Source organism: Microbispora sp. NPDC046933 (genome assembly GCF_040644635.1).
Taxonomy (GTDB): domain Bacteria; phylum Actinomycetota; class Actinomycetes; order Streptosporangiales; family Streptosporangiaceae; genus Microbispora.
In genome coordinates, this window is record NZ_JBEYWW010000052.1 from 13,120 (window position 1) to 25,599 (window position 12,480).

The following is a 12,480-nucleotide window of genomic DNA, read 5'->3' on the forward strand; positions in this document are numbered from 1 at the left end:
GACGATAACGCCCCCCGGGCGATGGTGACGCCCCGGCCCCTCCTACAAGGGGCGCACCGCGGGGTCGGCGCAGAGTTGGGCGGTCAGAGTGGCGTAGGCCCATTCCTCCCACCGGTCCGGCGACCAGCCGCGGTCCTGGACGAAGAGCAGGTACAGCTGCGGGCTGAGCAGGCAGAACAGCAGGTCCGCGGCCATCGCGACGGAGACGTCCGGGCGGGCGCCGGGCTTGCCGGCCAGCGCCTGGGCCGCGGCGTGCTGCACGATGTAGCGCGGATCGGGCCCGTCGGGCCACTGCGCGGCGATCTGCGGATCGGCGGCCCCGGCGGACTCGATCATCGGCATGATCGGAGCGACCCGGCCGAGGATCTCACTCGTGCCGCGAACGTGCGCGCGCAACTGGCCGGCCGCGGTGGGCTCGGCGCACGCGGCGCGGAACCATTCACGGTCCATGATGGCCACCGGCTCGGTGTCGCCGGCGATGGACGTGTCGACGACGTCCTTGAACAGCGTGCGCTTGTTGCCGAAGACGAAGTAGACCGTCTGGACGGCCACGCCCGCCCGGTCGGCGACCTCCTGCAGGCTCGTCGCCCCGTAGCCCTGCGCGACGAACAGCTCCCGCGCCGCCTGGATGACCTTCTCCCGGGTGCGGCGTGAGCGCTCGGCCCGTTTGTCCGGCCGCTTGACGGTGTCCATGGCGTGAGTCTATCTCTAGAGTTAGTCACTAGAGTTCAGCTCTAGAAACCTGGAGGGATCATGGACATGCCGAACACGGGCGCGGACGTGGATCAGGAAGAGGCCGTGCGCCGAGCGCTCGAGGAGTACTACCGGGCCGGCAAGCCGCCGTGGGACACCGGCGTGACGCCGCCCGAGCTGGTCGCGCTGGTGGAGGGGCGAGGGCAGGGGCACGGGGAGAGGCACGGCGCACTGCCGCCCGGCCGCGCCCTGGAGCTCGGCTGCGGCACCGGAACCAACGCCATATATCTGGCCCGGCACGGCTGGGAGGTCGTGGCCGTCGACCTGATCGACCGCGCGATCGAGCAGGCCCGGGAGAAGGCCGACGCGGCGGGAGCGGCCGTACGGCTGCTGCACGGAGACGCCACCCGGCTCGACGAGCTGGACGCGCCCGGCCCCTACGACCTGTTCTTCGACCTGAGCTGCTACTGCGGCATCCCGCCGCACCGCCGCGACGCCTACGCCGCCGGGCTCACCCGCCGCGCCGCTCCCGGCGCACGGCTGTTGATGTTCGGGTACGGCCCCGGGACGCTCGACGACACGTTCTCCGGCGTCACCGCCGACGAGCTGCGTGCCAGGTTCGCCGGCTGGGAGCTGGTCGACGTCACACCCGGCACGAACCCGTTCCCCACTTTCTGGTTCACGCTGCGCGCCGGGGCAGCCTGAGCTACAGGCTCAGGACCACGTTGTCGATGAGGCGCGTGGTACCCACCTTGGCTGCCACGGCCAGGATCGCCTCACCCCGGTGGTCGTCGCCGACCGGCGCGAACGTCGCGGGGTCGGCCAGGATCAGGTAGTCGAGCAGCAGCGGCGGGTCGAACCGGGCGGCCTCCTCCAGCACGGCCCGCGCGGCGTCGAGGATCCCGGCCGGCCCGGCTGTCCCGGCCCGCGCCGCGCCGGCCCGCAGCGCCCGCGACAGCGCGAGCGCGGTGCGGCGGTCGGCCTCCGACAGGTACCGGTTGCGGCTCGACAGAGCGAGGCCGTCGGGCTCCCGCACGGTCGGGGCGCCGACGACCGACACCGGGACGTCGAGGTCGGCCACCATCCGCCGGATCAGCGCGAGCTGCTGGGCGTCCTTCTGCCCGAAGACCGCGACGTCCGGCCGCACCAGGTTGAACAGCTTGAGCACCACGGTCAGCACGCCGTCGAAGTGGCCGGGCCGGAAAGCGCCCTCGACCACCCCGCCCATGCCGCCGGCCGAGACCTCCACCTGGCGGTCCGGCAGGTACATGTCCTCGGCCGAAGGCGCGAAGACCACGCCCACGCCCTCCTCCTCGCACACCCGGAGGTCGGCGTCGAACGTACGGGGATAGCGGGAGAAGTCCTCGTGGGGGCCGAACTGCAGGGGGTTGACGAACACGCTCACCACCACGTGGTCGGCGTGCTCGCGCGCCAGCCGCATCAGCGACCGGTGCCCCTCGTGGAGCGCCCCCATCGTGGGGACCAGGGCGATCCTCCCGGGGCCGAGGGCGTCCCTCGCCTTGTCGAGGGCGGCGCGGTCGGCGGCGACGGTCAGGTCCATATGTTCCCTCCCAGGGCGTCCAGCAGGCGTTCGGCCGCCTCGGGCTTGAGCAGGCCCGCCGCGAGCGCCCGGTCGGCGGTGAGCCTCGCGAGGGCGACGTACGCGTCCGCGGCCTCGGGGGCGGCCAGGATGAGGGCGTCGACGTGCTTGCGCACGGTGCCCGCGTCGCCGCGCACGACGGGGCCGGTGAGCCCGCTGATGCCGAGGCGCAGCACGTTGTCGAGTGCCGCGCTCAGCAGGGGGCCGAGCATCCGGCCCGGATGCTCCACGCCGATCTTCGCGAGCAGTTCCTGCGACTCGGCGACGAGCGTCACCATGTGGTTCGCGGCGCCGGCCAGGGCGGCGTGGTAGAGCGGCCGGTCCTGGTCGGCGATCCACACCGGCTCGCCGCCCATCTCGATCACCAGCGCCTCGGCCACCGGCCGCAGCAGGTCGGGCGCGGTGACGCCGAACGAGCAGCCGTTGAGCCGGGTCAGGTCGTCGCTCCTGCCGGTGAAGGTCATCACCGGGTGCAGCGCGAGCGGCAGCGCCCCCGCCTCGGCCGCGGGGTCGAGCACGCCCAGGCCGTACGCGCCGCTGGCGTGCACGAGCAACTTGCCGCGCAGGTCGGCGCCGGTGGCGGCGAGGCCGGAGACGAGACCGGGCAGCACGTCGTCCGGCACGGTCAGCAGCACGAGCTCGGACCGGGTGATCACCTCGTCCGGCCTGCTGAGCTTCAGGCCGAGGCGGTCGGCGGCCCGCCGCGCCGACGCGTCGGACACGCCGCTGGCCGCCACCACCCGATGACCCGCGAGCATGAGCGCGGCTCCGAGCACGGAACCGACCCGTCCCGCGCCCAGCACTCCCACGGCGAGCCGCGCCGGGCGGTCACTTGTGTCCATGACGCCTCCCCTCGGTTCAGCGTAGCGGCGGCGCTCCCGCCGGCCCGGGCGTGGGCCAACGGTCGGATTTTGTCCCGTTTCTCACGGGCCTATGTTGAGCCATAAGTACGAAAGTGACTACTTTTCGTCACGGCCTCGGCGTGTCGGTACCGTAAAGCGCTGTGGAGGTCACCTGGCGGGAGGCCATGCGGCGGGCGCTCTACGGCGCGGAGGGCTTCTACCTGCGGGAGCGCCCCGACCGCCATTTCCGCACGTCGGTGCATGCCTCGCCGGTCTTCGCCGAGGCGGTGCTGGGCCTGCTCCGGCGGGTCGACGCCGCCCTCGGCCGGCCCGATCCTGTCGATCTCGTGGACATGGGCAGCGGCAACGGCCTGCTGGCCGCGCGGGTGCTGGCCGCCGCGCCGCCGGACCTCGCGGAGCGGCTGCGGGTCACCGCCGTCGACCTGTCCCCCCGGCCCGGCGATCTCGACCCCCGCGTCGCCTGGGAGCCGGAGGCGCCGTACGGGGTCGCCGGCCTGGTGATCGCCAACGAGTGGCTCGACAACGTGCCGCTCGACATCGCCGAGATGACGCCGGACGGCCCGCGCCTGGTGCTCGTGGACACCTCGACCGGCGAGGAACGGCTCGGGCCCGCTCCCGGCCCCGAGGACCTGGCCTGGCTGGAGCGCTGGTGGCCGCTGCGCTCACCGGGGGAACGCGCCGAGATCGGCCGCCCCCGCGACGAGGCGTGGGCCTCGGTGATCGCGCGGCTGGCGCGCGGCACGGCGGTCGCCGTGGACTACGCCCATCTGGCCGGGCGGCGGCCCCCGCTCGGCACGCTCGCCGGATATCGCGACGGCTCGGTGGTGCCGGCCGTGCCGGACGGGTCGTGCGACGTCACCGCCCACGTCGCGCTGGACGCCTGCGCGGCGGCCGGCGAGCGGGCGGGGGCGGAGGCGACCACGCTCACCACGCAGCGGGAGGCGCTGCGCGACCTGGGCGTCACCGGCGCCCGCCCGCCGCTCGCGCTCGCGTCCGCCGATCCGGCCGGGTACGTACGCGCGCTCGGCCGGGCCTCCCAGGAGGCCGAGCTGATCGACCCGGCCGGCCTCGGCGGCTTCGGCTGGCTCAGCCAGGTGGTCAGACGGTGACCTTGAGTGACTCCAGGCCGCGCATGATGTAGCTGGGCTTCCAGGTGGGCTCCTCGGCGAGCTCCAGCTTGGGCGCCAGCCGCAGCAGGACGCCGAACGACTCCGCCATCTCGACCCGCGCGAGCGGGGCGCCGAGGCAGAAGTGGATGCCGGCGCCGAACGAGATGTGCGGGTTGTCCGCCCGGCCGAGGTCGAGACGGTCCGGGTCGGCGAAGACCTCGGGGTCGCGGTTGGCGGAGCCGAACAGCAGCGCGATCTCCACACCCCGGGGGATCGTCACCCCGCCGACCTCGACGTCCTCCAGCACCCACCGCTCGAACATCTGCGCCGGGGTGTCGTAGCGCAGCAGCTCCTCGACCGCCGTGGGCATCAGGCCGGGGTCGGCGCGCAGCCGCTCCAGCTCACCCGGGTTGCGGAACAGCGCCCACCACCCGCTGCCGGTGGCGTTGACCGTGGCCTCGTGCCCGGCGTTGAGCAGCAGCACGCAGGTGCCGATCAGCTCGTCCTCGGTCAGCCTGTCCCCGTCGTCCACCACCTGGGCCAGCGCCGAGATCATGTCGTCGCCCGGCCGTTCCCTGCGCGCCCTGGCCAGCTCCCGCAGGTACTCCGCGAACTCCGTCGCCGCGCGTACGGCGGTGTGCTGGGCCTCCAGCGAGGGATTCAGCTCGTACATCCCGCAGATGTCGGCCGACCAGGGCCGCAGCAGGTGGCGGTCGGCCTCGGGCACGCCCAGCATCTCGGCGATCACGGTGACCGGCAGCGGCTCGGCCACCTCGGCCAGCAGGTCGCCGCCACCGCGTTCGACCAGTGCCTCGGTCAGCTCGGTCGCGATCTTCCGTACGCGGGGGCGCAGCGACTCGACCATGCGCGGCGTGAACGCCTTGGACACCAGGCGGCGCAGCCGCGTGTGGACCGGCGGCTCGACGTCGAGCATCCCCGCCCGGATCACCCGCCAGAACGGTTCCTGGAACTCCGGTTCGGGCTCGCGGCCGAACGCCTCGTGCGTGGCCATGTGCAGGTAGGAGCGGCCGAGGCGCCGGTCGCGCAGCAGCGCGTTCACATCCGCGTGGCGGGCGATCAGCCACTGCCCGGTCGGCTCGAAGAAGCTGACCGGCTCGTTGTCGCGCAGCTCGCGGTAGGCGTCGTAGGGGTGCGCGATGAACTCGGGATTCCAGGGATCAAACCTCACAAGGGACAACAATACGTATAAAAGACCTGGTCGGGGAGTACGGATGCCCGGGTCCGCCATGGCGTAGGTTGGGGCGATGCCGAAGCGCCGAGAACAGCACCGCAGAGAACCCCGCGAACTCGGCGAGCTGCCCTATGCCGGTCACCTCGAACCGTTCGACGGCCCGCTCACACAGGGCGGCGACTACGACACGATCCTGTTCGACGGGCAGGAGTTCGAGGACGCCGACGCCGGAGGCGCCCGGTTCATGGAGTCGGCGTTCACCTCGGTGACGTTCGTCGGCGGCCGCTATCGGCGTGCCCGGTTCTCCGACGTGTGGCTGAACGGCGTGCGCTGGGTGGGCGGCGACCTCACCGAATCCGTCTGGGCGGACGCGGAGATCATCATGAGCGCCCCGGCCGGCACGGCGCTGCCCGGCGCCGAGATGACCCACGTGACCTTCCACCGGTGCAAGCTCGACTCGGTCAATCTCCGCGCGGCCGAGCTGCGGGAGGTCTCGTTCGTCGAGTGCACGCTGCGCGACGTGGATTTCGCGGGCGCGACGCTGACCGGCGTCGCCTTCCCGGGCTCCACCCTGGAACGGGTGCGGTTCGACAAGGCGCGCATGTCCCGGGTCGACCTGCGCGGCGCCGTGTCCCTGGGCATCTCGGACGGATACGACGCGCTGCGCGGCGCGACCATCAGCGGCGTCCAGCTGATGGAACTCGCGCCGATGTTCGCCCACGTCCTCGGTGTCACGGTCGACAACGGCTGAATTCGCCCGAGCCCCCGGCACTTGCGACCGGGGGGCCGGGTCGGGTTATAGTGCCGTCCAGGTCATGAGTGCCAGCGTCAAGCCCCGGCTTGCTGGCCGGCAACCCTCGCGCTCGCGGCGGGGTGCCCCGGGTGAGGACCGGGTCCGGCACGAGGTGTGCCGGGCAAGCGCGGGCTCCGCCTTCCGACGCCATGGCCGGGGTCCCCGACCCCGAGGAGGCATGGCGTTGTCCGCACTCACCTTCGTCCAGCAGGCCGTCAACCGCATCTCCGAGCCCGTGCGCCTCCCCGCTGTCGTGGGAGCCGACCTGGAGGTGCCCGTCAGGGGCGGCAGGCTCGTGCCGTACGCGAACCTCGACTACGCGGCGAGCGCGCCCTGTCTCGAGCCGGTGAACGCCGCCGTCGCGGCGGCGCTGCCGGCCTACTCCAGCGTCCACCGGGGCGCGGGCTACGCCTCGCAGCTCACGACGGCCAGGTACGAGCAGGCCAGGCACACCGTGCGGGCCTTCGTCGGCGCCCGCCCCGGCGACGCGCTGGTCTTCGTGCGCAACACGACCGACGCGATGAACCTGCTGGCCCGCAGCCTCCCCGAGGGCACCACCGTCGTGGTGTTCGAGACCGAGCACCACGCCTCGCTGCTGCCCTGGCCGAACGCCGTACGGCTCGCGCCGCCCGCCTTCCCCGGCGAGGCGATCCGGGCGGCCGACGAGGCGCTGGCCGCGATCGAGGGCCCGGCCCTGCTCGTCGTGACCGCCGCCTCCAACGTCACGGGCGAGCTGTGGCCCATCGCCGGGCTGGCCCACGTCGCCCACCGGCACGGCGCGCGGATCGCCGTGGACGCGGCCCAGTTCGTCCCCCACCGCGGGCTCAACCTCGCCGCGCTCGACCTCGACTACGTGGCCTTCTCCGGGCACAAGCTCTACGCCCCGTTCGGCGCCGGGGTGCTCGTGGGCCGTCCCGACTGGCTCGCCGACGCCGATCCGTACCTGCGCGGCGGCGGAGCCGTACGGGCCGTGGGCGAGACCACCGAGTGGAGCGACGACCCCGAGGCGCGGCACGAGGCGGGCACCCCCAACGTGCTCGGCGCGATCGCGCTCGCCGCCGCCTGCGACGCGCTGACCGCGACCGGCTGGACCGCGCTGGTGGCGGAGGAGGAGCGGCTGCTCGCCCGCCTGCGCGCCGGGCTCGCCGCGATCCCCGGCGTACGCGAGCTGTCGCTGTGGGGCCAGGACCACCCGCGCGTCGGCATCGTGTCGTTCACCGTCGAGGGCCGTCCGGCCCGCGAGGTCGCCGAGGCGCTGTCGGCCGAGCACGGCATCGGCGTCAGGGACGGCAAGTTCTGCGCCCACCCGTTCGTCCGCCACCTCCTCGGCGGCGGACAGGACGGCGGCTGCGCGGACGGCACGGTCAGCGCCGTACGCGCCTCGATCGGCATCGGCACGACCACCGAGCACGTCGACCGCCTCGTCGAGGCCCTACGCGAAATCGCCGGCGCCTGACGACGGAAGGTCAGGTTGGGGTCTCGTCCAGGAGGCCCCCAATCACGCGGCATCCGTCGACTTCTCGCTGACAGGCAAGCGCAGTGTCCGATCACCGAAGTCGACGACCAGGTCCAAGCGGGCCCCGAGCGCCTCTACATAGCGAGCGATGACATCGAGAGATGTAACTTCTCCATGCTCGATCTGAGAGACCCGGGCAACACTCAGACCCATGACAGCCGCGACGTCCCTCTGACCGAGCCCAAGCTGCTTTCGCGCCTCGGCGAGCTGATGACCGCGCGCCTCGGCGAGGAGCTTTCTGGCGCCCTGCTCGATCAAGGAAGGGGAGACGCCGGCCTCGTGCAGTTCCCGCTCGAGGTCGGCCCAGTCCCCCAGCACTCTCTTCGGCATGTTCACTCCTCTTCGTCGCTGGTGTAGTCGAGGTAAAGCTGTATGGCCAGGGGGATGTTCTCCTTGTGCCACCGGTTCCAGTTCCCGGCTTTGTCGCCGCCCAGCAACAGCAACGCCGCCCGCGTAGGGTCGAAGGCGAAGATGATCCTGATGTCCGATCGCCCACGCGATCCTGGGCGCAGTTCCTTGAGATGATGCAGGGAGCTTCCCTTGAGCCGGTCGACGAGGGGCCTGCCCAGCGTTGGCCCCTCCTCCCGGAGAGAGCGACGGCCTGAGCGACCTGAATCGCCGAGTCAAGATCCTCCTTGAGGAGCGTCCTGAACCAGGCGGCATACTCACCTGTAACCTTCACCGTCCACGCCAAGAGCGCCTCCGGGAGTCAAGGCTAGCCTTAAGTCGGACAGCAGGCTACTGCCGTCGACATGAGACGGTGGTCGAGTTCGTCTGATGCCTTCGTCGTCTTCGCTCCTGCATGACGAGCGTGAAAGCATGGACGGCATGACGACCGAGCAGGAGGGCGCGCGCCGGGAACGCATCGTGGGGATCGGCGCGGGAGCCGACGCCGTGCAGGCGAGGGAGCTGGCCACCGAGGACATGATCCTCAACATCGGCCCGCAGCACCCGTCCACCCACGGCGTTCTGCGGCTGCGGCTCGTCCTCGACGGCGAGCGCATCACCGCCGCCGAGCCGATCGTCGGCTACATGCACCGCGGCGCGGAGAAGCTGTTCGAGGTGCGCGACTACCGGCAGATCATCGTGCTCGCCAACCGGCACGACTGGCTGTCGGCGTTCGCCAACGAGCTGGGCGTCGTGCTCGCGGTCGAGCGCATGCTGGGCATGCAGCCCCCGCCCAGGGCGGTGTGGGCCAGGACCCTGCTGGCCGAGCTCAACCGCGTGCTCAGCCACCTGATGTTCCTCGGCAGCTATCCCCTGGAGCTCGGCGCGATCACGCCGGTCTTCTACGCCTTCCGGGAGCGGGAGACCCTGCAGCACGTCATGGAGGAGATCTCCGGCGGCCGCATGCACTACATGTTCAACCGGGTGGGCGGGCTGAAGGAGGACCTGCCCCTGGGCTGGCTCGACCGCGTCACCGCCGCCGTCGCGGCCGTGCGGCGGCGGCTGCCCGACATCGAGGAACTGATCGCGGGCAACGAGATCTTCCTGGCCCGCACCCGCGGGGTCGGCGTGCTCGACCGCGAGACGATCATGCAGTACGGCGTGAGCGGCCCCATCGCGCGGGCCTCGGGCGTCGACTTCGACCTGCGGCGCGACGAGCCCTACCTCGCGTACGGCGAGCTGCCGGTGAAGGTCGTGACCCGGTCGGCCGGGGACTGCCAGGCCCGGTTCCAGGTGCTGCTCGAACAGGTCAAGGTGTCCCTCGACCTGGCCGACGCCTGCGTCGAGCGCCTGCGGCACCTGCCGCCCGGGCCGATCAACCAGCGGCTGCCCAAGGTGCTGAAGGCGCCAGAGGGCCACACGTACGCGTGGACCGAGAACCCGCTCGGCCTGAACGGTTACTACCTCGTGTCGCGGGGCGAGAAGACGCCGTGGCGGCTCAAGCTGCGCAGCGCCTCCTACAACAACATCCAGGTGCTGCGGGAGATGCTGCCGGGCAACCTGGTCGCCGACATGATCGCGATCCTCGGCTCGATGTTCTTCGTGGTCGGCGACATCGACAAGTAGATCGACACGTAGCGGGGTCAGGTCTCCCCGGAAGGCTTGCCGGGCACCCGGCAGCAGTGTTCGAGGAACAGCGCCGCGCAGATCAGGATCACGCAGGCCACGAACGACCCGCCGCCGACGAACGCGTCCTGGCGGGGCTTCTCCAGGTCGAGCAGGTCGAGCACGCGCACCACGAACCCGGCGAAGATGCCGCCGAACACCGCCCCGACGTACGCCGAGGCCTTGGCCAGCGCCGCGAGGCGGGCGACGGCCAGCGGCTCGACCGGCTTGGTGCCCGGGCGGCGCAGGATCCTCGCCCTGGTCAGCCAGCCCGTGTACGCCTCGCCGACGGCCAGCAGCAGCGTGGTGGGGATCGCGGTCCACGGCAGGGTCGGCACCACGGAGTAGAACTGCCGCAGCAGTCCCCAGGTGAGCAGGGCGAACACGACCACGAGACCGACGAGCACGCCGGGATTGCTGGGCTTCACGCGGGGACTCCTCGTCGATCAGACCGGGGGTTCGAGCACGAGGTCGGGCCGCAGCCGCACCCCGCTCTGGTCCATGTCGGCCAGCAGGGCCGCCACCGACCCGCGCCCGGGCAGCACCGCCGCCGGATCGGCCTGCGCCCACGGGACCAGCACGAACGCCCGCTCGTGCGCCCGGGGGTGCGGGAGCGTGAGCTCGGGGTCGTCCGACATGAGGTTCCCGACCGCGATGAGGTCCACGTCGAGCGTCCGAGGGCCCCACCGCTCCGTGCGCTCGCGACCGAACGCGTTCTCGACGCTCTGCGCGCGGTCGAGCAGCGTGCGCGGGTCGAGCATGCTCTCGGCGATCACGACGGCGTTGAGGTAGGGGCCCTGCTCGGGGCCGCCGACCGGATCGGTCTCGTAGACCGGCGACACCGCCACGAACGTGAGCCCGGGGGCGTCGAACAGCGAGTCGACGGCTCCCTGGAGGTTGTCGATGCGGCGGCCGAGGTTGCTGCCGAGCGCGATCACGACCCTCATGCGCGACCCCTTCTGATCGTCACCACCACGTCGCCGAACGGCAGCGGGATGGGCGCCGCCGGTTTGTGCACGCTGACCTCCGCCTCCTCGACCAGCTCGTGGGCCAGGCAGGCCGCCGCCAGCCGCTCGGCGAGGGTCTCGATGAGGTTGACCGGCTCGCCCTCCACGATGCGGATGAGCTCCCCCGCCAGTGCCCCGTAGTCCACCGTGAGGGTCAGGTCGTCGGCCGCCGCCGCCGGGGCGGTGTCGAACCACAGGGCCACGTCGACCACGAACTCCTGGCCCAGCTCGCGCTCGGCGGGCAGGCAGCCGTGCCTGCCGCGGGCCCGCAGCCCCACGAGGCGCACGGTGTCGCGACTGGGGTCACGACTCGTCACTGCTCCTGGTCCTCCTCGTCGTCGTCGCTCTGGAGCACCGGTGAGCCGTGGTAGAGCCACAGCCGCCACCCGGTCCTGGTCCGCACGTAGGTGCTCGACGCGACGACCCGCCCGGCCGCGAAGCCCGGCTCGTCGGTGTCGGCGGCCGTGAGGATGTTCTCCGCGCAGGTGACCACGGCGACGTCCCCGATCACGGTCGTCTGCACGTCGGTCAGCACGAACTGGATGTACGTGGTGTTGGCCATGATGAGCGCCCACGAGCGCAGCACCTCCGACCGCCCGGTCAGCATGGGCCAGCCGGGGTGGACGCACATGGCCGGACGTCCCGGGACGTCCTCGATCCAGATCTCCGACATCTTGTCGAGGTCGCCGCTCTCGATGGCGTTGTAGAACGCCTGGTTGAGCTCCTCGATGTCCTTCATCGGCGTCCCTGTCGGCATGTCGTCACCGGCCCTCGTCAGCGTGTCGTACGGCTGCTGCCCCCCACGCGGCGGCCACACGCACCGCGTCGGCGTTCGGCCGCACCCGGTGCACCCGCACGCACCACGCGCCGGCCCGCGCCGCGAGCGCCGTGACGGCGAGCGTGGCGTCGTCGCTGCCGTCGAACGGCCGGGGCTCGCCGTCCGGCCCCGCCAGCAGGCGGCCGAGGAAGCGTTTCCTCGACGCTCCGATCAGCAACGGGCGGCCGAGGCTGTTCAGTTCGCCGATGCCGGCCAGCAGGGCCCAGTTGTGCTCGGCGTTCTTGGAGAACCCGAGACCGGGGTCGAGCACGATCTGCTCCTCCCGCACGCCCTCGGCCAGCACGGAGTCGACCCGCTTGCGCAGCTCCTCCGCCACCTCGGTCACGACGTCGCCGTAGATGGCCCGGCTGTCCATGTCGCGGCTGTGCCCGCGCCAGTGCATCACGACGTACGGCACGCCGGTCGCGGCCACCACCCGCGGCATCGCCGGGTCGGCCAGCCCGCCGCTCACGTCGTTGACGAGCTTCGCCCCGGCCGCGACGGCCACCTCGGCTACCTCCGCGCGCATGGTGTCGACGCTGACCGTCACGCCCTCCTGGTCGAGCGCGCGGATCACCGGCTCGACGCGGCGCAGTTCCTCCTCCAGCGAGACCCGTGCCGCGCCCGGACGGGTGGACTCGCCGCCCACGTCCACGATGTCGGCGCCCTCGGCCACCAGGTCGAGACCGTGCCTGATCGCGACGTCGACGTCGAACCACTGCCCGCCGTCGGAGAAGGAGTCGGGGGTCACGTTGACCACGCCCATGACCAGGCAGCGCCCGGACTCGGGCATACCGGGCACACTCCCTGAAGCCATGGGGTCAAGACTAATGCCCCA

Annotated in this window: 16 protein-coding genes and 1 riboswitch; of the genes, 5 read left to right on the forward strand and 11 right to left on the reverse strand. The window is 72.1% G+C overall.

What is annotated here, in order from left to right; translation table 11 throughout:
* Positions 1–42 precede the first annotated feature (42 nt).
* The gene (locus ABZ857_RS40600) at positions 43–693 is read right to left on the reverse strand and encodes a helix-turn-helix domain-containing protein (RefSeq protein WP_357055063.1); all 651 of its coding nucleotides are present in this window, start codon (positions 691–693) and stop codon (positions 43–45) included.
* Positions 694–753: 60 nt separating this feature from the next.
* On the opposite strand from ABZ857_RS40600, the gene ABZ857_RS40605 reads away from it, so the two are divergent.
* Positions 754–1,398, forward strand: a complete 645-nt coding sequence (locus ABZ857_RS40605; RefSeq protein ID WP_357055066.1) for a class I SAM-dependent methyltransferase — start codon at positions 754–756, stop codon at positions 1,396–1,398.
* Between the two features lies 1 nt (position 1,399).
* Here ABZ857_RS40605 and panC read toward each other — a convergent pair whose 3' ends face one another.
* Positions 1,400–2,254 (reverse strand): pantoate--beta-alanine ligase, encoded by an 855-nt coding sequence (gene panC, locus ABZ857_RS40610; RefSeq protein ID WP_357055069.1) that lies wholly within the window; start codon positions 2,252–2,254, stop codon positions 1,400–1,402.
* A complete protein-coding gene (locus tag ABZ857_RS40615) occupies positions 2,245–3,135 on the reverse strand; it encodes a DUF2520 domain-containing protein (protein ID WP_357055072.1) in 891 nt (296 codons plus the stop codon). Before ABZ857_RS40615 ends, panC begins: the two co-directional genes overlap by 10 nt.
* A gap of 161 nt (positions 3,136–3,296) precedes the next feature.
* Between ABZ857_RS40615 and ABZ857_RS40620 the strand changes: the two genes are divergently transcribed.
* A complete protein-coding gene (locus tag ABZ857_RS40620; RefSeq protein WP_357055075.1) occupies positions 3,297–4,265 on the forward strand; it encodes an SAM-dependent methyltransferase in 969 nt (322 codons plus the stop codon).
* Here ABZ857_RS40620 and ABZ857_RS40625 read toward each other — a convergent pair.
* A complete protein-coding gene (locus ABZ857_RS40625; RefSeq protein ID WP_357055078.1) occupies positions 4,255–5,454 on the reverse strand; it encodes a cytochrome P450 in 1,200 nt (399 codons plus the stop codon). The genes ABZ857_RS40620 and ABZ857_RS40625 overlap by 11 nt on opposite strands.
* 76 nt (positions 5,455–5,530) lie before the next feature.
* Between ABZ857_RS40625 and ABZ857_RS40630 the strand changes: the two genes are divergently transcribed.
* Both ABZ857_RS40630 and ABZ857_RS40635 read left to right on the forward strand, forming a co-directional pair.
* A complete protein-coding gene (locus ABZ857_RS40630) occupies positions 5,531–6,208 on the forward strand; it encodes a pentapeptide repeat-containing protein (protein WP_357055081.1) in 678 nt (225 codons plus the stop codon).
* Between the two features lie 60 nt (positions 6,209–6,268).
* Positions 6,269–6,384: riboswitch (SAM riboswitch) on the forward strand.
* Between the two features lie 44 nt (positions 6,385–6,428).
* Complete coding sequence (locus tag ABZ857_RS40635; RefSeq protein WP_357055084.1) at positions 6,429–7,706, forward strand: aminotransferase class V-fold PLP-dependent enzyme; 1,278 nt, start codon at positions 6,429–6,431, stop codon at positions 7,704–7,706.
* Positions 7,707–7,748: 42 nt separating this feature from the next.
* On the opposite strand, the gene ABZ857_RS40640 is transcribed toward ABZ857_RS40635, so the two are convergent.
* Together ABZ857_RS40640 and ABZ857_RS40645 are read right to left on the reverse strand one after the other, a co-directional pair.
* Entirely contained in the window at positions 7,749–8,096 is a 348-nt protein-coding gene (locus ABZ857_RS40640) for a helix-turn-helix transcriptional regulator (protein WP_357055087.1), read from the reverse strand.
* 2 nt (positions 8,097–8,098) lie between these two features.
* The gene (locus tag ABZ857_RS40645; RefSeq protein ID WP_357055171.1) at positions 8,099–8,335 is read right to left on the reverse strand and encodes a type II toxin-antitoxin system RelE/ParE family toxin; all 237 of its coding nucleotides are present in this window, start codon (positions 8,333–8,335) and stop codon (positions 8,099–8,101) included.
* Positions 8,336–8,594: 259 nt separating this feature from the next.
* On the opposite strand from ABZ857_RS40645, the gene ABZ857_RS40650 reads away from it, so the two are divergent.
* Positions 8,595–9,779: an NADH-quinone oxidoreductase subunit D gene (locus ABZ857_RS40650; RefSeq protein ID WP_357055174.1), complete on the forward strand. Its 1,185-nt coding sequence runs from the start codon at positions 8,595–8,597 to the stop codon at positions 9,777–9,779.
* 17 nt (positions 9,780–9,796) lie between these two features.
* Here the strand turns inward: ABZ857_RS40650 and ABZ857_RS40655 are convergent, their stop codons facing one another.
* From ABZ857_RS40655 to folP, 5 genes are read right to left on the reverse strand one after another with little or no spacing between them, the layout of a single operon-like run.
* Positions 9,797–10,246, reverse strand: a complete 450-nt coding sequence (locus ABZ857_RS40655) for a DUF3180 domain-containing protein (RefSeq protein ID WP_357055090.1) — start codon at positions 10,244–10,246, stop codon at positions 9,797–9,799.
* An 18-nt stretch (positions 10,247–10,264) separates the two neighbouring features.
* Complete coding sequence (gene folK, locus ABZ857_RS40660) at positions 10,265–10,765, reverse strand: 2-amino-4-hydroxy-6-hydroxymethyldihydropteridine diphosphokinase (protein ID WP_357055093.1); 501 nt, start codon at positions 10,763–10,765, stop codon at positions 10,265–10,267.
* On the reverse strand, positions 10,762–11,142 hold the full coding sequence (gene folB / locus ABZ857_RS40665) for a dihydroneopterin aldolase (RefSeq protein WP_357055096.1): 381 nt from the start codon (positions 11,140–11,142) through the stop codon (positions 10,762–10,764). The genes folK and folB overlap by 4 nt, the downstream gene beginning before the upstream one ends.
* On the reverse strand, positions 11,139–11,582 hold the full coding sequence (locus ABZ857_RS40670; RefSeq protein ID WP_357055098.1) for a nuclear transport factor 2 family protein: 444 nt from the start codon (positions 11,580–11,582) through the stop codon (positions 11,139–11,141). The genes folB and ABZ857_RS40670 overlap by 4 nt, the downstream gene beginning before the upstream one ends.
* Positions 11,583–11,586: 4 nt before the next feature.
* A complete protein-coding gene (gene folP / locus ABZ857_RS40675) occupies positions 11,587–12,459 on the reverse strand; it encodes a dihydropteroate synthase (protein ID WP_357055101.1) in 873 nt (290 codons plus the stop codon).
* Positions 12,460–12,480: the final 21 nt, after the last annotated feature.

Excerpts from the sequence above, each read along its gene's own strand:
- folK (WP_357055093.1), bottom strand. The coding sequence starts at position 10,765 with ATGAGGGTCGTGATCGCGCTCGGCAGCAACCTCGGCCGCCGCATCGAC.
- ABZ857_RS40635 (WP_357055084.1), top strand. The coding sequence starts at position 6,429 with ATGGCGTTGTCCGCACTCACCTTCGTCCAGCAGGCCGTCAACCGCATC.
- ABZ857_RS40640 (WP_357055087.1), bottom strand. The coding sequence starts at position 8,096 with ATGCCGAAGAGAGTGCTGGGGGACTGGGCCGACCTCGAGCGGGAACTG.
- ABZ857_RS40650 (WP_357055174.1), top strand. The coding sequence starts at position 8,595 with ATGACGACCGAGCAGGAGGGCGCGCGCCGGGAACGCATCGTGGGGATC.
- ABZ857_RS40630 (WP_357055081.1), top strand. The coding sequence starts at position 5,531 with ATGCCGAAGCGCCGAGAACAGCACCGCAGAGAACCCCGCGAACTCGGC.
- panC (WP_357055069.1), bottom strand. The coding sequence starts at position 2,254 with ATGGACCTGACCGTCGCCGCCGACCGCGCCGCCCTCGACAAGGCGAGG.
- ABZ857_RS40600 (WP_357055063.1), bottom strand. The coding sequence starts at position 693 with ATGGACACCGTCAAGCGGCCGGACAAACGGGCCGAGCGCTCACGCCGC.
- ABZ857_RS40605 (WP_357055066.1), top strand. The coding sequence starts at position 754 with ATGGACATGCCGAACACGGGCGCGGACGTGGATCAGGAAGAGGCCGTG.
- folP (WP_357055101.1), bottom strand. The coding sequence starts at position 12,459 with ATGGCTTCAGGGAGTGTGCCCGGTATGCCCGAGTCCGGGCGCTGCCTG.
- ABZ857_RS40670 (WP_357055098.1), bottom strand. The coding sequence starts at position 11,582 with ATGCCGACAGGGACGCCGATGAAGGACATCGAGGAGCTCAACCAGGCG.
- ABZ857_RS40615 (WP_357055072.1), bottom strand. The coding sequence starts at position 3,135 with ATGGACACAAGTGACCGCCCGGCGCGGCTCGCCGTGGGAGTGCTGGGC.